This window comes from Thermostilla marina (assembly GCF_054657455.1).
In genome coordinates this window covers 1493181-1511884 of record NZ_BAAHYR010000001.1, presented here as the reverse complement: position 1 = coordinate 1511884, position 18704 = coordinate 1493181, and the positions used below count along the sequence as shown (strand labels likewise).

The 18704-nt window shown below is 60.4% G+C and carries 14 protein-coding genes; 6 read left to right on the top strand and 8 right to left on the bottom strand.

From position 1 onward, the window contains the following. Positions 1–308: 308 nt before the first annotated feature. Positions 309–989: a zinc metallopeptidase gene (locus ACYQ2I_RS05410; RefSeq protein ID WP_460165979.1), complete on the top strand. Its 681-nt coding sequence runs from the start codon at positions 309–311 to the stop codon at positions 987–989. Between the two features lie 142 nt (positions 990–1131). On the opposite strand, the gene ACYQ2I_RS05405 is transcribed toward ACYQ2I_RS05410, so the two are convergent. After that, entirely contained in the window at positions 1132–2313 is a 1182-nt protein-coding gene (locus ACYQ2I_RS05405) for a Gfo/Idh/MocA family protein (RefSeq protein WP_460165978.1), read from the bottom strand. Positions 2314–2756: 443 nt separating this feature from the next. Here ACYQ2I_RS05405 and ACYQ2I_RS05400 point away from each other — a divergent pair, with 443 nt between their 5' ends. The 3 genes from ACYQ2I_RS05400 (at position 2757) to ACYQ2I_RS05390 (ending at position 4666) form a co-directional block, all read left to right on the top strand. Continuing rightward, a complete protein-coding gene (locus ACYQ2I_RS05400; protein WP_460165977.1) occupies positions 2757–3362 on the top strand; it encodes a hypothetical protein in 606 nt (201 codons plus the stop codon). Between the two features lie 256 nt (positions 3363–3618). Then, positions 3619–3834 carry a sulfur carrier protein ThiS gene (thiS, locus tag ACYQ2I_RS05395; RefSeq protein WP_460165976.1) on the top strand — a complete coding sequence of 72 codons (216 nt, stop codon included), beginning with the start codon at positions 3619–3621 and terminating at the stop codon, positions 3832–3834. 7 nt (positions 3835–3841) lie between these two features. After that, a complete protein-coding gene (locus ACYQ2I_RS05390; RefSeq protein ID WP_460165975.1) occupies positions 3842–4666 on the top strand; it encodes a thiazole synthase in 825 nt (274 codons plus the stop codon). A 79-nt stretch (positions 4667–4745) separates the two neighbouring features. On the opposite strand, the gene epmA is transcribed toward ACYQ2I_RS05390, so the two are convergent. Further along, positions 4746–5732 (bottom strand): EF-P lysine aminoacylase EpmA, encoded by a 987-nt coding sequence (gene epmA, locus ACYQ2I_RS05385; protein ID WP_460165974.1) that lies wholly within the window; start codon positions 5730–5732, stop codon positions 4746–4748. A 31-nt stretch (positions 5733–5763) separates the two neighbouring features. Continuing rightward, the gene (gene efp, locus ACYQ2I_RS05380) at positions 5764–6333 is read right to left on the bottom strand and encodes an elongation factor P (RefSeq protein WP_460165973.1); all 570 of its coding nucleotides are present in this window, start codon (positions 6331–6333) and stop codon (positions 5764–5766) included. Between the two features lie 190 nt (positions 6334–6523). Here efp and epmB point away from each other — a divergent pair, with 190 nt between their 5' ends. Further along, positions 6524–7576, top strand: coding sequence for an EF-P beta-lysylation protein EpmB (gene epmB / locus ACYQ2I_RS05375; RefSeq protein WP_460165972.1), 1053 nt, complete (start codon positions 6524–6526; stop codon positions 7574–7576). Positions 7577–7583: 7 nt separating this feature from the next. Here epmB and ACYQ2I_RS05370 read toward each other — a convergent pair whose 3' ends face one another. The 5 genes from ACYQ2I_RS05370 to ACYQ2I_RS05350 all read right to left on the bottom strand — a co-directional run bounded on the left by ACYQ2I_RS05370 (position 7584) and on the right by ACYQ2I_RS05350 (position 16995). Then, on the bottom strand, positions 7584–9239 hold the full coding sequence (locus ACYQ2I_RS05370; protein WP_460165971.1) for a hypothetical protein: 1656 nt from the start codon (positions 9237–9239) through the stop codon (positions 7584–7586). Positions 9240–9283: 44 nt separating this feature from the next. Beyond that, positions 9284–10675, bottom strand: coding sequence for a sulfatase (locus ACYQ2I_RS05365; protein ID WP_460165970.1), 1392 nt, complete (start codon positions 10673–10675; stop codon positions 9284–9286). 75 nt (positions 10676–10750) lie between these two features. Continuing rightward, the gene (locus tag ACYQ2I_RS05360; protein WP_460165969.1) at positions 10751–11311 is read right to left on the bottom strand and encodes a hypothetical protein; all 561 of its coding nucleotides are present in this window, start codon (positions 11309–11311) and stop codon (positions 10751–10753) included. 93 nt (positions 11312–11404) lie between these two features. Beyond that, a complete protein-coding gene (locus ACYQ2I_RS05355) occupies positions 11405–13990 on the bottom strand; it encodes a hypothetical protein (RefSeq protein WP_460165968.1) in 2586 nt (861 codons plus the stop codon). 320 nt (positions 13991–14310) lie between these two features. Then, a complete protein-coding gene (locus ACYQ2I_RS05350) occupies positions 14311–16995 on the bottom strand; it encodes a sodium-translocating pyrophosphatase (protein WP_460165967.1) in 2685 nt (894 codons plus the stop codon). A gap of 850 nt (positions 16996–17845) precedes the next feature. Here ACYQ2I_RS05350 and ACYQ2I_RS05345 point away from each other — a divergent pair. Further along, positions 17846–18688 carry a hypothetical protein gene (locus ACYQ2I_RS05345; RefSeq protein WP_460165966.1) on the top strand — a complete coding sequence of 281 codons (843 nt, stop codon included), beginning with the start codon at positions 17846–17848 and terminating at the stop codon, positions 18686–18688. Positions 18689–18704: the final 16 nt, after the last annotated feature.

The following is an 18704-nucleotide window of genomic DNA, read 5'->3' as shown; positions in this document are numbered from 1 at the left end:
GTTTTTCTTCACGGCCGACTGCTCTTTGAACGGTTCCGATCAGCTTGGTCGAAAGGTGTCCAAGCTCGGCAACAATTCTTTTCGCCGGGAAACGAATCATTCGATAGGGCACTCGCCGAACTCCCGCGGTGCGAAAGCGGTATAATTGGAAAGATATGTTGCAGGGTGCATCGTAACGAGCGGCGAGACGACGCAGAAGTCGGCAAAAGATATCGCCCCCGGCGTTCCGAAATCCTGTAACGAACCCCCGGAACTATACGTCGAATCCGAAAACCACCCAATTCACGAAAGCCAAACCGGAACGAGCCATGTTTATCTTCGATCCTATGTATTTCATCATCATCGGGCCGGCGCTCCTGCTTGGTCTGTGGGCCCAGTTCATGGTGAAAAGCGCGTACGCGAAGGCGTCTCGTGTTCCGGCGCCGTTGAGCGGAGCCGCAGCGGCCAAGCATATTCTCGAATCGGCCGGGCTGCACGACGTAGGCGTCGAAATGGTCGGCGGTTTTCTCAGCGACCATTACGATCCGCGGGCAAAAGTGCTGCGGTTGAGTCCCGACGTGTACAACGGCCGTTCATTGGCGGCAGTGGGAATCGCCGCGCACGAGGCGGGACACGCCATCCAGGACGCCCGCAGCTACCTGCCGTTGGTGGTTCGCAACGCGGCCGTTCCGTTGGCCGGGTTCGGGAGCAATGTGGGCATCTTGCTGTTTTTCGTGGGGTTGCTCTTCAGTTTTCAACCATTGCTATTGATCGGCTTGGCGTTGTTCTCCGGCGTCGTGTTCTTCCAACTGGTCAACTTGCCGGTCGAATTCAACGCCAGTTCGCGGGCGAAAGCCCAACTGGTAGCCTTGGGGATCGTTCCCGAAAGCGACATGGTCTACGTGAATCGCGTGTTGAACGCAGCCGCATTGACCTACGTCGCCGCGACGCTTCAGGCCATTCTGACGCTGCTGTATTACCTGATGCTGGCCAATCGTCGCAGCGATTGACCGGCAACACGCCGGCAAGCTACCGCGCATCGTCATCGCAAGAAACATACGTGCCGCATGCAGGCCCTTGAAGACCTTGCATGCGGCACATTTTTTCGGCACGCTCCCGGCTGAAGAATCGACCGAGGGGTGAATCGCGGTGCTATTTGACCTCGTCCATGTTCACCGGACGGCGTTCTTCCGCCGAGATCAACGCCGCCTCGAGGACGCGTTGCGTCTGGTAGGCGTCTTCGAAGTCGGGCAACGGAACGGTGGGCTCTTCACCGGCGATAGCCTTCATCATGTCGTACGCCTGGTTCGTGAAGCCGTGCTCGTAACCGATGATGTGGGCATCCGGCCACCAGTTCGCCACGTAGGGATGATCGGCACCGTGGGTGACCATGATGTTCGTCCATCCCTGGACGGCCCGCCGCACGGTCGCATCGTAGAACCACAACTCGTTCATCCGCTCGAAATCGAACTTCAAGGCACCCTTCGTACCGTTGATTTCGAACATATTGCGGTTCTGGTTTCCGGTTGCCTGACGAGCGGCCTCATAGCTGGCGACCGCGCCGTTCGAGAATCGGGCCAGGAACAAGACGGTGTCGTCGACGGTGACCTCGCCTTTGCCGCCGGCACCTTGACGCCCTTCGGCGATTCCGCCGGTGGCCACGCCGGTGGGCAACGTGCGTTCCTTGATGAAGGTGTGGGCGATTGCTCCGGCAATCTCGGTGATTTCCATGCCGGTCACGAAGCGGGTCATGTCGATGATGTGCGCATTCAAGTCGCCGTGCGCGCCGGAGCCGGCCAGGTTCTTGTCGAACCGCCACAACAGCGGCACGTTTTCATCGGCCCAATCTTGCAGGTAGGCCGCCCGCACGTGGCGAATTTCGCCCAACGCCCCTTCCTTCACCAACTGGTGGGCCAGGGCGACGGCCGGACAACGCCGATAGTTGAACCACACGAAGGTTTTCACGTTCGCTTTCTTGGCGGCCTCAACCATTTCGCGGGCGTCGGCGAGCGTACCGGCGATCGGCTTTTCGCAAGAGACGTGCTTGCCGGCCGCGATGGCCGCGCGGGCGACGGGCGCGTGCATGTAGTTCGGCGTCACGATGTCGACCAGCCCGATCTCATCCGACTTGACCAACGCTTCCCAATCGGTCGACGCATTCTGCCAGCCCCAATTGGCCGCAAAGGCCTCGGGATTCTCTTCGGGTTGGCCGAAAACCGTGTGCATGACCGGTTTGATAGGCGGCTTGAAGAACTTGTTCACCTGGCCCCAGGCGTTCGAGTGCGAACGGCCCATGAAGCCTTGACCGATCAGCGCCACATTGATCGTTTGCATAACCAACTCCTTTGCAAGCAATGAAGCAAACTTTGCGACCAGCTTGTCGGCTTGTCAGAACCCCGCTCGGCACCGGCCACGTACGATCCGGAGCAACCGAGGGCCGTCGGGGATGGGAAAACGCACATATTCCCCCCGGCCGACGCCGATTTCTGTCACCCTACCGACGGCGTTTATAACGATTTCGCCCCGGTTTGCAAGTAGCCGACACGATCGAGGCCGTCGAAGTCCCCTCCATGATGAGCCCGATCTGCCTCCCGCAAGAAGAACCCCCTCTTTCGACGGGGGCAGAACTTTCTCGCCTTCACTCCCGTCCAATTGTTATGGGAACCGACAAGAAAACCGGCTAAAATCAGCCGCAGTTTCGGCCTATCGACAAGCGGACTCGCCCTTCGAGTTCGAAATTTCATCTCAAGACGTTGCGGACAACGAGGAGGTAACCCATGAGCTGGAGACATTCCTGGACCGGTCGCGGGCTTTTACTGGTACTCAGCCTGGTTCTCGGCTGGGCGGCCGGCCGCTTCTGGCCCGAAACCCCGATTCACGCGGTCGCCACCGACGGCGGCGAAAACTTCGCCATCGCGACCGGACCGGTCGACGAAAACACCGAGGCCTTCTTCTTCCTCGACTTCCTCACCGGTCAGTTGCGCGGGGCGGTCGTCTCGAACCAAACGCGGGACTTCCAAACCCTGTACAACGCCAACGTCCTGCAAGACCTCACCAGCGTCATTCAGATGAAGAATACGCAGATCCGCGCAGCGAACGCGGGTCGGCGCAACACGGCCGTCCAACCCACGCCCGAAATTCAACTCCCCAAAACGCCGCACTACGTGATGGTGACCGGATATGCCGATCTGCGTCGCGGAGCCGCAGGATCGGTGCGTCCCGGCCGATCGGTCGTGTATATCGCCGAAACCAACACGGGAATCGTACTCGCGTACGCCGTCCCGTGGTCTCCCGAAAATCACGCGGCCAACCGTCCCTTCGCCCAACCGCTGACCTTGTGGGCGGCCGATCAATTCTCGGCCGTGGTCTTGCGTCCTGAATGATCGGACGCCCATCGGTGTCGGATCCGCCAGCCGTCGTCCCTCGAAGGCCGACGGCTTTTTTCGTCCGACCACCATGCGGATCGGCAGCCTTTGACGATGCGCCGATGGACACTCCGACGCCCCCCCTCTAAAATGAGGGACATCGTCGAGGGAATCGTCCCCAGACGGTGTTTCCGCAGCGTGTCGCCGACGGCCCTTTCACACGAAGCCGGTATTCGTCGGCGACGGTCTTCAAGCCTTCGAACCGGTTTACGCCATGTCGCCCACGACGATTCGTGTTCGATTGAATGGGGAAGAACGAGAGCTTCCCTCAGGTACGACCGTCGCGCAACTTCTGCGCGAGTTGAATTTGGCCGACAAGTTCGTCGCCGTCGAACACAACCTCGAAGTCGTGCCACGCGAACAGCACGCGCAAACGATCCTGGCGGAAGGCGACCGCATCGAAATCGTCACCTTGGTCGGTGGAGGATGATATCGCCATGTCGACACTTCCGGACGACACCCCCCTGCGTATCGGTAACCACGAGTTCTCCAGCCGATTGATCGTGGGGACGGGAAAGTACGCCACCTACGAGTTGATGCAGCAAGCGTTGGACATCTCCGGCACCGAGTGCATCACCGTCGCCGTCCGCCGTGAGCGGTTGATCGACGCCGAAGGCAAGAACCTGCTCGATTTCATCGATACCAAGCGATATACGATTCTGCCCAACACCGCCGGTTGCTTTTCGGCGGAAGATGCAGTTCGCGTGGCGCGATTGGGGCGAGAGATCCTGCGTCAAATGGGCAACCCCGGTGCCGACTGGGTAAAACTGGAGGTCTTGGGCGACACAAAAACGCTTCTGCCCGACCCGGTGGCCACCCTGAAAGCGACCGAACAGTTGGTCGCCGACGGCTTCCAAGTGCTCGTGTATACCACCGACGATCCGATCACCGCCCGACGATTGAAAGAAGCCGGTGCCACCAGCGTCATGCCGGCCGGAAGCCCCATCGGCTCGGGTCAAGGGATTTTGAACCCGAACAACATTCGCATCTGCCTGGAATACCTCAAGGACGGCGATCCGGACTATCCGGTCATCGTCGATGCGGGCGTGGGTACGGCCAGCGACGTCACCGTCGCCATGGAATTGGGGGTCGACGGCGTCCTCTTGAATACCGGTATCGCGCACGCCAAAGATCCGCTGCGGATGGCCCGTGCCATGCGATTGGCCGCCGAATCGGGACGCCTGGCCTACCTGGCAGGTCGCATCCCAAAGAAACTGTACGCGACCGCCAGCAGCCCCGTCGAGGGAACCATCGTCGATTGAGGGGCGACGTCGCACGCTGCACGATTCTCACCGCAGGCGATTCCCTGCGGTTTTCTTATGCGCCGTCCCCGGCCGGGCATCACGCGCGATCGAACGGAAACGGCATCACCTCGCGGATATCGGCCGCTCCCGTTTGCAGCATGAGCACACGATCCAATCCCATCGCCGCTCCGGCGCACGGCGGAAAACCGCTTTCCATCGCCGCGAGCAATCGATTCTCCTCCGGCAAGGGGCGTTTACCGTCGGCGCCGCGTGCGCGGTTCGCTTCCTGCTGTCGAACTCGTAACACCGCCGGATCACGCAGCTCGTGGTAGCCGTTCGCCAACTCGACACCGTCGACGAACAACTCGAATCGCTCGGCCGCCGGCGGATCACCCTCACGGACGACGGCAAGCGCAGCTTGCGAAGGCGGATAGTCACAAAGGATCACCGGCCGGGATGTTCCCAGGTTCGGCTGCACGCACTCGACCAAGAGAACATCCAGTAAGGCATCACGGTCCGACACGTCGAAGCCGTCGGGCAACACGATCTGCCGTTCGCGGATCGCTTGCATCAAATCGTCGTTCGATTCCCCTCCGCAGGCGAACGGATCGACACCGGCGAAGCGTCGAAAGGCATCGCGATACGTCACGATTTCGGCCGGTCCTCGACGAAACAGATGCTCGGCCAAATCACTCAGCAGCGCCATTCCTTTCGCTGCATCGTCACCGACCCGATACCATTCGAGAATAGCGAATTCCGGATTGTGACGGGCGCCGCATTCGCCCCGTCGAAAGGCATGCGTGATCTGATAGATCGCCCGGGCACCGGCAGCCGCCAGACGCTTCATCGCAAACTCGGGAGAGGTTTGCAGGAAAAGCGGCCTGTCGTGATCGCTCGGTAACGCATCACGATCGTACACCCGGAACGGATCGATATGCCGATCGATCACCGTATCGTGCGAAAGCAACGGCGTATCGACTTCGAGAAAACGTCGCTCGTCGAAGAATCGCCGCACCGAGCGAAACAGCTCGGCGCGGCGGACGAGCATTTCCAAGTTCGCCGTAGGGTGCCAATCGTCGGCCATACCAACGTCGTTCCCGGCCGCACCGTCGATGTCACTCTTTGACGCGTTCGATGTAATCGCCGGTACGGGTATCGACCTTGATCAGGTCGCCGATGTTGATGAAGGCGGGCACGAGAATTTCGGCGCCCGTCTCGACCGTACACGGCTTGGTCACGTTCGTCGCCGTATTCCCCTTTGCCCCGGGCTCGCAGTACTCGACCTTCAAGACGACATGGTTCGGCGGCGTGACCGAAATCGGATTGCCGTTGAACAACACCATCGAGCACACCATTCCTTCCTTGAGATACTTCCAGGCATCGTCTACCTGGTCTTTGGTCAGCTCGTATTGCTCGTACGTGTTGTTGTCCATGAAGACGAACGTATCGGCCTGCCGGTACAGATATTGGGCATCGATCTCTTCGACATCGGCCGCCTCGATGCTGTCGCCGCTCTTGTACGTGCGGTCGATCACCGTCTGCCGGATGAGGTTCTTGAGTTTGCACTTGTACAACGCCTGCCCCTTCCCCGGCTTGACGAAGTTGCACTCGATCATCAGGTAGGGTTCACCATCGAGTTGGACCTTGAGCCCTTTCCGGAATTCGCTGGTGTTGTAGGTGGCCACGACTGAACTGTTCCTTTGTGTCCTGATGTGTTTCCAACTTTGTCCCTGGCGGGGATACACGGCGAGTTCGCCGGTCCCGTCGCCCGTGTCTCGATTCGTGGGGCGGTCTCGGTGTTCGCCCGCGGCGGTTCGGCCTATGATGAACCGGAAACCCTACGACGCAACCTTCGAGGTCCGAAAGCTCCCGCCGATGCGATCGTTCATCTGGACTCCGCCGGGCAATCGAAACGCCGACAAAGCCGATCTACCGCGCACTCCAACGTGGAAACGCGAAATCGCGGCAGCGATCACCGATCCTGCGGTACTGTGCCGGGAACTCCGTCTGCCCGAAACCTTGGCCGAGGCGGCCCGTCGTGCCGACGGCGGTTTTCGGCTTCTCGTTCCTCGCCCGTTCGTGCGCCGAATGCGGCCCGGTGATCCAAACGACCCCCTGCTGCGCCAGGTGCTTCCGGTGCCCGAAGAACTCGAATCGGTCGAGGGCTACACGATCGACCCGCTCGACGAGCGCGAGGCCTGCCGGTCGCCCGGGTTGCTCCAAAAGTACCGAAACCGATCCCTCATCGTACTAACTCGGGGCTGTCCCGTCCATTGCCGCTATTGCTTCCGGCGGCACTTCACCCCCTCGGTTTCCCGGCTCGACGCCGATCACACAGGGCCGGTCTCCGACTCGCCGTGGGCCGCAATCGCCGACGATCCGTCGATCCATGAAGTCATTCTAAGCGGCGGCGAACCGTTGACCGCCGACGATTCCACTTTGGCGAAACTCATTCGTAACGCTTCGCAGATCCGACACTTACGACGAATTCGAATCCACACGCGAATGCCGATCGTCATCCCATCGCGGGTGACCCCCGAGCTGATCGACATACTGCGAAGGGCACGCCCGGCCTGTTTCGTCGCGGTTCACGTAAACCATCCCGCAGAAATCGATACCGAGGTGACCGCCGCCCTCGCCGCCTTGATCGATAACGGCATACCCGTACTGACCCAAACGGTCCTCCTGCGAGGGATCAACGATTCGGCCGATGTGCTCACCGATCTGTTCGAAAAACTGGTCGACCTGAGGGCAATACCTTACTACCTCCATCAACTCGATCGTGTTTCGGGTGCCGCACACTTCGACACGCCGGAAGAGCTCGGCCGCGCTATAGTGCGTGAATTGCGGCAACGACTCCCCGGCTACGCCGTGCCTCGATTCGTCCGCGAGGTCCCCGGTGCCGAGTTCAAAATGCCGTTGGCGTAATGGGGTCTCAGCCGCGTTCTACTTCGATCATGTGGAGTGTGGCCGTGTTTCCCTGCGGAACGGCTTCCACGATCCCTTTTGCTCTTTGCAGATCGGAAGCGGCAATCGTCCAACGCGATCGCATCCAACGTCCGGTCCCTTTGCCGCGGATCGAAAACAGCTTGCCGCCGCATCGCAGCGCTAGATTCAGGCCGGGCGTGTCGAGCACGACCACGTTCAGTGCCGCAGAATCGGACAACGACTGTACGAAACGCCGATCGATTTCGACGCGGACCGTCTCACCGGCACGAAACGTCTTCGCAAACGCCCCAAAGCGTTCGCTGTCGGGCCCTTGGTTGAATGCGCGGACACCCGAGGCCGCGTCGGCGACCGTGCGAGCCAGAAAATCGTAGTTGCCGGTGAACATCTCGAGTCGGCGAGCCTCCTCGGAGATGCCGTTTTCGGCCCTTACGACGTCGTTTTCGCGGAAGGCAACCCAAGCGCCGGGACTGTGTGCCGGATCGGCATGATAGCCGACGTATTTTTCGGCAAAACGTACCGCAGCCTGAAATTCGCGTTGCAAGGCGGCGTCTTCCACATGAACGCCGCCGGCGGCATAGGTTCCATCGATCGCTACTCGCAAATCGGTGGCGTACAGCGCGAGATACGACACACCGCAATGAAGATCGAACAGGATTCGCCAATAGAACCACTGGGCCGGACTACACCAACGCGAATCAGTCTGGCCGCCGTGGTGGCCCCATGCCGAGGCCCACGGTTCTGCGTAGGCGGTGGTCTTTCCCGACCGGCAGTCGCGATAGAACCGCAGGTATTTTTTCTCCGCCCATCCCGCCCGCGGTTCGACCTCGCTCGACGTGTGAAACCAGCTCAGCGTTCCATTCTCGAATAAACGTCGGTATTTCGCTTCGAGCGAATCGGAAATCGTATTGCGGACAAAGATTCGCGCCCTTTGGCGGAACGTGTCGACATACGTGTCGACGACCGCCGTCAGATAATCTTCGTCGACTTCCTTGGTCCAATCGACGGCGTCCGCGCGGTCACAAACGGCCGGAAAGGTCCATCGGTCGGCCCGGGCATATTCCTTCGGAACGTGGTGGTGTTCCGTCCCCAGGGCGTTGAAGTTCATGCGAATTCCCAGAAGCCGATCGCCGTGGGCCGTGCCGTCGAGATACTTTCCCAATTCGCGAATCATCGCCAAATAGGCGTCACGATGCGCCGGGTGCCAGTACATCAACGTCACCGGATCGTTGATTTGGACGGAAAGCCGCTCGTTCAGGTAAGGCACCCGTTCGTAAAGCCACGCGGGTTTGCGGTTCCCATTGATTTGCAGGGTCGTGTACTGCCCCCGTCGCGCGAAGTCGGCCAAATCGTCGCCGATGCGGTCGAAGACGTATCGCCCGGGTTCCGGCTCGACTTCGGCCCATTGCAGGACGATCTGGCCTCCTCGGACGTACGGTTGTCCAAGGTACGTGTCGGCCCGCTCGTCGTGCGGATACCAGATCACGTAGATTCCCGCCTTGAGATCGCGGGGTACCGTGGAGCCGGTAACCGAGGGGAGCCCCTCTGCCCTGCTCGACTGCAAAGGGTAAACGCCCCAGCCTCCGGCCGAAGCCGCAAGCGTTCCCCCCGCCAGTAAGAAAGTACGTCGATCGTAGCGAGCCATCTCGATGCTCTTTCTAGAAAACGAATCGGGTGTTACCGGCGGATTCATCGTTTTCGGACGTATCGGGGCGGCACCATTTGCGCATCGAGTTCGTCCAAGATCGCCTTCAGGCGTTCCGCGACCTCGGCACGGGCTTCCGAAAGGTCGGTCGTTTCGCCGAGATCGGCAGCCAGATCGAACAATTGGAAACGGGGCGAGCCGTTGCCCCGTTCCCGCTGACGAACGAGCTTCCAATCGCCGTGCCGTAACGCAATGTTTTCCCCGTAACGCCAATACAACGTCTCGTGCGGCCGTCCCTCGGTTCGTCCTTGCAAGTACGGCAGCAGATCGACGCCGTCGAACGCGATCCCGTCGTGTGCGGAAATGCCCGCGGCCGCCGACGCCGTGGGCAGGATGTCGGTCGAAATCACCGGGTGCCGGTAAACCGTTCCCGCTGGCAGTACGCCCTTCCATCGTATGACAAAGGGAATTCGAATACCGCCTTCCCACAATTGCCCTTTGCCGCCTCGCAAGGGATCGTTGCGCGAAGTCAACTCCTTGACGGGACCGCCGTTGTCACTGAGCAAGACGACCAACGTCCGTTCGTCGAGGCCCGATTCGGCAAGCGTCCGCAGCACGTCACCGATCCCTCGATCGAGCGCGCCCATCATCGCGGCAAACACACGCCGATGGGGATCTTCGATGTCGGCGTACTTTTCGAACCATTCGGGCGTCGCCTGCATCGGGCTGTGACACGCATTGTACGCCAAGTACAGGAAGAAAGGCCGATCGGCGTGTTTCCGAATGAAAGCACATGCCTCACGCGAGAAGGCTTCGGTCAAGTATTCGAAGCGGTCGACCACAGTCGTCCCACGCAACAACGGATTGTGTTCGTTGTACGGCGGCTCGACCGGCCGAAAATGATTTACGATCGATTCGACATCGTCGGGGACATAATAGTGGCCTTCGTGTAAGAAGCCGAAAAAGACGTCGAAGCCCCGTTTTTGCGGATGATACTCGGGCAAGCCGCCCAAATGCCACTTACCGATGCAGGCCGTCGCGTATCCGGCGGTTTTGAACACGTCGGCAAACGTCCGTTCGGTCAGCGGCAAACCGGCCTCGGGCGACAGGTTCCCTTCGCCCACAGGGTTTAGTTCGTGACCGAATCGTGTTTGGTAGCGTCCCGTCAACAAACCCGCTCGGGAAGGGCTGCAATAGGGCGCCGTCACGTATCCTTGCGTGAAGCGAACGCCTTGGGCGGCCAACCGATCGCTGTTGGGAGTGCGATAGTCGGTCGCCCCTTGAAAGCCGAACTCGGCATACCCGATGTCGTCGACCAAGATGACGACCACGTTCGGTCGTCGATCCACCGGCGCCGACAACTCATTGCCGAACATCGGTATGCCGCAGATGAGCCCTCCGACGATCCCCACCACCCACATTTGGTAAGCAGACATCCCCCTACCTTTCGCAATGCGCGCTCGTTCTTCGGTGTCTTTTCCCAAGCGTCGATCTCTCACGCGGGTCGTGCGCTATTTGTTTCCCAGCCGAACGAGTACGATCGGATCTTGCCAATGCACGCACGGAGGTCGCTCCGGATCGACCAACAACCGCTGCTGATCGGCATTCAACTCGCCCAACACGATCGTTCGGTTGTCCTTGTCGTGAGTCGCCGGAAGCCGATTTTGCTCGACCAACGGCGCGATCCGATCATAGTCGGGCACCCAGCACACCACCCGATCGTCGTCCTTTTTGAGTTGGACCCACAAGTACTTCGACGACTCGGCGTCGTACAGGTTGGCGAAAACGGTGTCGTCGGTCTTCCGGATCGAACATGCGACCGTCGATAGTTTGAATTTGCCGTCTTCCTCACTGATCGAGGCCAGTTCCAGCTCGCCTTTTTCGGCGTTCTTGACGCGTGCCGTCAAGACTCCGGCGGAACCGACGATTTGCCAGGTACCTTCCCATTCCTCCGGTTGCAGCGTCACCGGCTCGAGACCGATCGGTTTCGACGAATGCACCGAGGAGCATCCGCTCGCCAGTGCCGAGACGATCACCCCCAACGCAACCGACAAGACCGAGAATCGTTTCATGGCCCACCTCCTTCGACGTGTGAAACGCGTGACGTAGAACGCCCTCTTTTCGTACTCCGGAGGCCTGCGAAACGACCGTCCACCCGACGATGGTCACTCGTCGGCGACCTCCAAGAACAACGCATCCAAGGCGGGCAAGGTCACGGTCGAACCGACCGGTTGCCCATTGTTCGTTTCCGGATCCTGCCCCGGTGTTCCACTGATCCGGCGATAACGCACGCCGGGAGCGATCTTTTCCAAGTCGAACACGACCGGATGCAGTGACGGATTCGCCAACACAATCCCCCCTTCGAAGCGCCGGTACCTGGCATCCGGCGCTGCGTGGAGCGACATATCGTGAATGACGACCTTCTCGGCGCCCTCGAACGTGATTTCCAAGGCGTACCGACCGGGCTTCAACCCACGAAAATAGAATCCGGACGTAAAAGGCGTCCGCCCCACCCAAGCGCCGTGTTCGGCCGAGCGGCGAGACAGACGCAAGGGGGCCGAGGTCCCCACCCAAACATCGCCCCAGTACGCATGGTCGGTGGTCGCGTTGTCGTTCGGCCCACAATCGGCGATGAACCGCAGCTCGTAGGTTTTTCCTACCGAGGCGGCGCCCAACTTCTCTGCAAGCGGGATGTCGTGCTCCTCCCACCGGGAGGCAACCTGGTTTTGCTCGAACAGGACGGTTGCCTGCCCGAGCGACGTGGATTCGGCACCGCCCACTATCGGGCGTGCTTCGATGCGAAACACGACGCCGTCGCTGCGCCCCGGAGCCCGCTCGCCCATCCCGGTCGCGAAATGCAGCCGGCCCCCCGGGCGAACGTACACGGTCGATGTCCACCAAACCGAGCCTTTCTTGGTCTTGTACGGAGGATGCGCCGCAAAGGCGGGCAACGTCTTTCCGCCCAAGGTCGTGGGTCCCGACCAACGCAACGACGCTCCGGTTTCTCGATCCAAGGGCTTGGGTGATTCGCCCCGCAACTGCATCATCGCCGAATCCAAAGTCTCCGGCCGCATCACATCACTCGGCGAACGCAGGCGAACTTTCACAAACCGGGCCATCGACGCCGGATAGCCCGCAAGCGGGTCAGACGAGGCCGTCATCTGGAAGTACAGGTCTTCTCCGTAGAGCTGAAACTCGATCGTGCGGCCGATGTCCTTCGCGCCCTCGGCGCCGGACAGTTCCACCGGAAACGCCACCGAGGTCATGCCCTCCGGTCCCGGCTGCTTGAGAGTGTCCAGCAAATTCGGTGACTCGATTGCGAGCGTCTTGGCCGGCCCAAGCGGTTTACCCAGCCATCCCAACCGCCGCTCTTTGCCCGCCCAAAACTCGTCCCACACGGCGATCGGAAATTTCGAGTCACCCCGCGGCGGCGTGTACGAAAAACAGACGGCCGCGTCGGTAAACATTGCCGCGGCAAACGAAAGCCGATGACGCCCCCACGGCAGATCCGGATTGTAGTGTTCTCCCGGATTCTCACCCGGCGCCACGAACTTGTGGTTGATGTAGTTGAATACCGGCGAGCGTGAAAAGGCCGCCCAATAGGCGTGCCGATTCAAGGCACCGGACCAGTCTTCAATTTCATGGTCCGACAAGTGCGGGAAGCCTTCGCTTTCGATCCCGTTGAGGATGCTGAAGCCGCGTTGACCATTGTCTTGCTGCTGTCCGTCGGCCATGATGAGCTTGTCTTCACCCATCCGCCGTCGGAGCTCCTCGAGAAAACGGATCACGCCCAGACCGTACAGGTTGACGCCGTCGAAAATGCCGTCGTCACCGATTCCGTCGGCGTTGCAATCCAACGGCCGATTTCCACCGCTGCGTCGGAAGGCCAGCACGTCGAATTCCAACCCGTCGAAGGCTGCCAGTTCGCCCGACGGCGCAAAACGGTCGGCTACGTCTTGTGCATGCACTTGCCAGCACGTGCGCCCTTGAGAGTCCTTGGGACAGCAGGTTGCGTAGTTGTAGAACCACAGCAGATTCGACCGTCTGCCCCACGGTCCCTCCGTTGCGTGTGCCGCGGCATAGGCCTTCCCTGCCGCGAAAGCCCGAGGTTTCGTCCCGTAACATCCCCGGCGAACGGTGATCGTCTTGTTTTCGACGTCGACGGCTACCAGTTGCACTTGTTCGGCGTGAAACCAGTTCGGACGTCCGTGCTCATCCAATTCGCACAGGCCGATATCTTCGTTCTTGTCGCGATACCGCCCCATGTTCGTCCGATACAACGAAGGGTCGGCCACGCGGATGACCGTTTCCCCTTCTTCGGCCGGCACGTCACTCAGGATCGTCGATCCTACATGGTACAACCAATGCCCGGCGAAAAACGCATCGCGCTCGAACCGCGGATCGCGGGCGTTCCCGTTGTAATGAAGCAACACCGCCTGTTCCGGATGGCGTTGCTTGAAACGGGTGAAATACTCGATGTTGTCGGGAATCGTACCCGGAATTTCTTCGTCGAGTGTCTTCCCCATGATGCCCATCAAGCGGCTGAAACACGCATCCCACGTGTCGTAGGGCATGCGTTTCCCGCGGGCGAACGATTCCGACTGTCGGAAGAAAAACACGCGAGGATAATCCCCCGCGACAACGGGCAACTTGTCCGGCGGAGGGAATTCCGCCCCCTGCCCGACCGCGGCCATCGGCACGGTCACCGCCCCAATCCCGAGAACAACCCAACCGAGTGTGCGGATGCGCATAGATGCTTGCTCCCCAGCGACCGACGAAGTTCCGTCTTTCCACGTCACGGCACATCCCCCCCGCCTCACTATACCACGGCGAGGGCGTAAACGCAATCAAAACACCGCCTACGCATGAAGGCCCCTTCACCGGCCGCATCATCGGTCAGGCTGGGTCGACGCGAGCGTCCGCTTCGGCGAAAGGCGGCGCAACTTGAAGTCGCGCACACAAAAAGCCCCTCGAGCCTTACAGCTTCGAGGGGCGTCGCGTTCCGGGGATCGTCGGGATCCCGCTTCAAGTATTCATACCGCGTACGCGAAAGCTCGCGTGTGCGCTCGCATCAGAACCAGCCGAGCGCCGCGAGGCTGTAGCGGACGGCCAAACCGGCCACCACGACGCTGACCATGCTCATCAACTTGATGAGGATGTTCAAGCTGGGACCGCTGGTGTCTTTGAAGGGATCACCCACGGTGTCGCCGACGACGGCGGCCTTGTGGGCATCGGTCCCCTTACCGCCGTGGGCACCGCGCTCGATGTACTTCTTGGCGTTGTCCCACGTACCACCGGCGTTCGCCATGAACACCGCCATGCAGAAGCCGGTCGCCAAAGCACCCATCAGCAGGCCCAACACACCCGCCACGCCGAGTACCAGAGCGGTGGCGACGGGCGTCACCAAGCCCAATACCGACGGGACGATCATTTCGTACTGAGCCGCCTGCGTGCTGATCTTCACCGGCGTCGCGTAATCCGGCTTTTCGGTTCCTTCCATGATGCCGGGCTTCTCGCGGAACTGGCGCCGGACTTCTTCGACCATCTTGTTGGCGGCACGACCGACGGCCTTCATCGTCATGGCACAGAAGACGAACGCCGCCATCGCCCCGAGCAACACGCCCACAAGAACCTTCGGGTTCATCAAGTGGGCTTCATAGTAATTGGCGAAATCGGGCATCGTGGCGCGATCCACCCGCACCAAAGCATCTTTCGTCTTCGTGAACTGAACGCGATCCTTCTGCAACGCGCCTTCGCCGACGACGACTTTCTCGAACATATCTTCGGGAAGCTTCGCCGGCCCGGCGGTCGCATCGATCTTCGCCCAATCGTCGGCAATCTCAGGATTCGCCACGAAGCTCGGGAAGACGAGGTAACCGAAGATCTCTTTCTTGATGTCTTCGCCTTCGCCCTCGGTGCGAACTTCGGCGACGAACTTGTCGCTGAGCTTGTAGAAACCGGCCTCGTCGACCGATTCCATCGCCGAATGGCCCCAACGCTCGAAGCCCATCCGGACTTCTTCGACATAGGCGGCCAACAGAGCCAACGCAGTCAACGCCGCCGAACCGATGGCGAATCCCTTTCCGGTCGCCGCGGTCGTATTCCCCAAGCTGTCGAGGGCATCGGTCTTTTCCCGAACCTCCGGTTCGAGCCCGGCCATCTCGGCATTTCCACCGGCGTTGTCGGCAATCGGACCATAAGCGTCGGTCGCCAGCGTGATGCCCAGCGTGCTGAGCATACCGACGGCGGCGATACCGACCCCGTAAAGGCCCATCGCGAACCAACTCACGTCATTGAAGTGACCTTGCGTTGCGAAGCCGAAGGCCGCCAACGTCGCGACGCACACGACCAACACCGGCACCCACGTGCTCTTCATACCGTCGGCAATACCGCCGATGATTACCGTCGCCGGACCGGTCAACGCTTGATCGGCCAGCTTCTTGGTGGGCGTGTATTCGTCGCTGGTGGCGTACTCGGTCCACTTACCGATCAACCAACCAGCCACCAAACCCACGATCACGCTGACCGACACCGACATGAAGGCCGGCATCAGGAAATAGGTGAACACGAACGAAGCCAATACGACCAGGATCGTCGACAGGTTGATCCCGCGGCCGAGCGCCTTCAACAGCGCGCCTTGGGTGGCATCTTCTTCAGTGCGGACGGCATAGATTCCCACGATCGACAGCAGGATACCGATGCCCGCCAACACGATCGGCAGGAACATCGCCGCCAACTGGTAGTTGATCTTGACGCTTGCCAGCGCTTCGGGCGACTTGATCGTTTCGAGAACCGACTGCGGAATCAGTTCACCGGAAGCAAATGCCGCCACGCCCAACGCGGCGGTGGCCAACACGGAACCGCAATACGATTCGTACAGGTCGGCCCCCATTCCGGCGACGTCGCCCACGTTGTCGCCCACGTTGTCGGCGATCGTGGCGGGGTTCCGCTTGTCGTCTTCGGGAATCCCGGCTTCCACCTTACCGACGAGGTCGGCACCGACGTCGGCCGCCTTGGTGAAGATACCGCCGCCGACACGCGCGAACAACGCTTGGCTACTCGCCCCCATCCCGAAGCAAAGCATGGTCACCGTGATCTGTTCGAGCGACATCGTCACGCCGAACATGTTCACGACCCAGTAAAGGATGGCAAACCAAAGGCAGATGTCCAACAGCCCGAGGCCGACGACCGTCAACCCCATGACGGCCCCGCTTCGGAAAGCCACCTGCAAGCCCTGGTTCAACGACTTCCGGCAACCCGCGGCGGTTCGGCTGCTTGCCCAGGTGGCGGTTTTCATGCCGCACCAACCCGCCAAGCCCGAGAAAAAGCCACCTGTGAGGAAGGCAAACGGTACCCAGGTGCTTTGCGCATGCAAACCGAACGCCGCGATTGCCAAAAGTATGACGATGACGACGAAGAAGATCGCCACCACCTTGTATTGCTGCCACAAGTAAGCATTCGCGCCTTCACGGACATAGCCGGCAATCTCGACCATTTCCGGCGTACCTTCGTCCGCCTTCATCATGTCGCGGAAGAATTTCCACGCGAAATAGAGCGCCGTGATCGAGCTGGCCAAGGCCAAGAACCAGTAGATGAACACCCACCACGTGCTCCCACCGGTCGCCGCCTGAGCGGCCGCCCCGGATTCCTCGGCCCACGCCCATCCGCCGAGCCCCAACGAGGCAGCGACGGCCAACGCCGATGCCGGCACAAGCGGCCGACGCATCGCGTTCTCCATCATGTTCACCAGTTTCATGGCAACCCTTCTCCGGAATAAGAGGTGCAAGTGTCGTCACGCAGCCACAACAGGCATAAGGTACGCTTCACCCGTCGCAAAAGTTCTCTCGAGCGATGTTCCCCCTGTGCAGCACGGCGCCCCGGCTCGTCCATCCTGTTTTCGAACACGCGTTCGACCTGTTGCGGTTCGTCCCTCCCGAACCACAATTTCCTTCACCGGCAAGATGAAACCGATGGAATCGGTTCCGAAATTCTCTGTTCGTTTCCTCCGACGTTCCGAGCCTCTCCAAGACGCATCGAAGCTGGTTACTCGGCTTCAGCGGGCCATGCCGCGGGATGCCCGAGAAACCCCCATCAGGTGAAAGCGTAAAATGAAGCAGTCTACAGAATGCAGCAACCGTCTGTCAATGATAGCACGCCGGTAAGCTCCAAAAGCTACATCGCTCAGGTAAACTTGCGACACCGCGACCACCCCCCAGAAGAGCCGTGGAACTTTTGGTTGTCGGACAACGTCGAACCTTGTGTGATGGGGGATTTCCAACCACATTTTGTGCCGCGTATCCCGGCAAATGCGGTATAATTGGAACAACCTGCACCATGATGGCGGTCGGCCTTGCGGAAGAGGGACGGGTACTCCGATCGGCAGCCAAAACCGCTTGGCTTTTCCAAACTCCCCAATTAGACTAAATCTACACAATGTCCTTCGCCCTCCGCCTTCGGGAAAGGCGCGAGGCGACGTGTGTTTTGCGGCTTTTCGGTGCAATTCCGACACATACCTCGGGCGACACGGCGTTTGCCCAAAGATCGCTGTACCAACTTCGCGCGGTCGGCGCGGTATTCTGAGATTGCTCTTTTCTGGAGAGGAAACAATGAAACGGTTCTACCGGCACATCGGCCTGATGGTGAGCGCGTTGATGGTCGGGGTGGGGATGCAGGCATTCGCCGCCGACCAATCGGCTCAAAAGAACCGGCCCGCCCCGGAAGCGGCGGTCGACATGTTCAAGGCCATTGAGGCGGGCCAAATCGAGGTCCAATTGATCCCCAAGGATTCGACCGAATGCCGGGTGATCGTCAAGAACAAGACCGACAAGCCGCTTACCGTCGGCTTGCCGCAAGCCTTTGCGGGCGTTCCTGTCCTGGCACAGTTGGGCCTGGGCGGCCTCGGCGGTGAACTCGGCGGCTACGGCGGTGGCGGCTACGGTGGTGGGGGCTACGGCGGTCGCGGCGGACAAGGATTCGGCGGCGGTTTCGGCGGGATGGGCGGCTACGGCGGTGGCGGCTACGGCGGATACGGCGGTGGCGGTTTCGGCGGATTCATGAATGTACCGCCCGAAAAGATCACCCAAGTCAAAGTGCCGGTCGTCTGCCTCGATCACGGCAAACCGGATCCGACGCCCCAAATGAAGTACGAAATCCGCCCGATCGAAGACTATGCCAAGAAACCCGAGGTGGCTGAGATCCTCAAGCTGATGGCGGCCGGCAAGATCCCGCAACGTGTGGCTCAAGCCGCAGCGTGGCACCTGAACAACGACATGAGCTTCCAGGAACTGGCGGCCAAAGAAATCCGTTCGGCGATCGGCCTCCGACGTCCTTACTTCTCGCCGATCGAACTGCAAGCAGCGATGCAGGCAGTAATGGTCGCCAACCGCATGGTCCTCGAGCGGCAAAAAACTGAGCCGGCAGGGAAAAGCGACTCTCTCAGCAGCAATTGATCCCTGCTGCGACTCC

Excerpts from the sequence above, each read along its gene's own strand:
- ACYQ2I_RS05410 (WP_460165979.1), top strand. The coding sequence starts at position 309 with ATGTTTATCTTCGATCCTATGTATTTCATCATCATCGGGCCGGCGCTC.
- ACYQ2I_RS05405 (WP_460165978.1), bottom strand. The coding sequence starts at position 2,313 with ATGCAAACGATCAATGTGGCGCTGATCGGTCAAGGCTTCATGGGCCGT.
- ACYQ2I_RS05400 (WP_460165977.1), top strand. The coding sequence starts at position 2,757 with ATGAGCTGGAGACATTCCTGGACCGGTCGCGGGCTTTTACTGGTACTC.
- thiS (WP_460165976.1), top strand. The coding sequence starts at position 3,619 with ATGTCGCCCACGACGATTCGTGTTCGATTGAATGGGGAAGAACGAGAG.
- ACYQ2I_RS05390 (WP_460165975.1), top strand. The coding sequence starts at position 3,842 with ATGTCGACACTTCCGGACGACACCCCCCTGCGTATCGGTAACCACGAG.
- epmA (WP_460165974.1), bottom strand. The coding sequence starts at position 5,732 with ATGGCCGACGATTGGCACCCTACGGCGAACTTGGAAATGCTCGTCCGC.
- epmB (WP_460165972.1), top strand. The coding sequence starts at position 6,524 with ATGCGATCGTTCATCTGGACTCCGCCGGGCAATCGAAACGCCGACAAA.
- ACYQ2I_RS05370 (WP_460165971.1), bottom strand. The coding sequence starts at position 9,239 with ATGGCTCGCTACGATCGACGTACTTTCTTACTGGCGGGGGGAACGCTT.
- ACYQ2I_RS05365 (WP_460165970.1), bottom strand. The coding sequence starts at position 10,675 with ATGTCTGCTTACCAAATGTGGGTGGTGGGGATCGTCGGAGGGCTCATC.
- ACYQ2I_RS05360 (WP_460165969.1), bottom strand. The coding sequence starts at position 11,311 with ATGAAACGATTCTCGGTCTTGTCGGTTGCGTTGGGGGTGATCGTCTCG.
- ACYQ2I_RS05355 (WP_460165968.1), bottom strand. The coding sequence starts at position 13,990 with ATGCGCATCCGCACACTCGGTTGGGTTGTTCTCGGGATTGGGGCGGTG.
- ACYQ2I_RS05350 (WP_460165967.1), bottom strand. The coding sequence starts at position 16,995 with ATGAAACTGGTGAACATGATGGAGAACGCGATGCGTCGGCCGCTTGTG.
- ACYQ2I_RS05345 (WP_460165966.1), top strand. The coding sequence starts at position 17,846 with ATGAAACGGTTCTACCGGCACATCGGCCTGATGGTGAGCGCGTTGATG.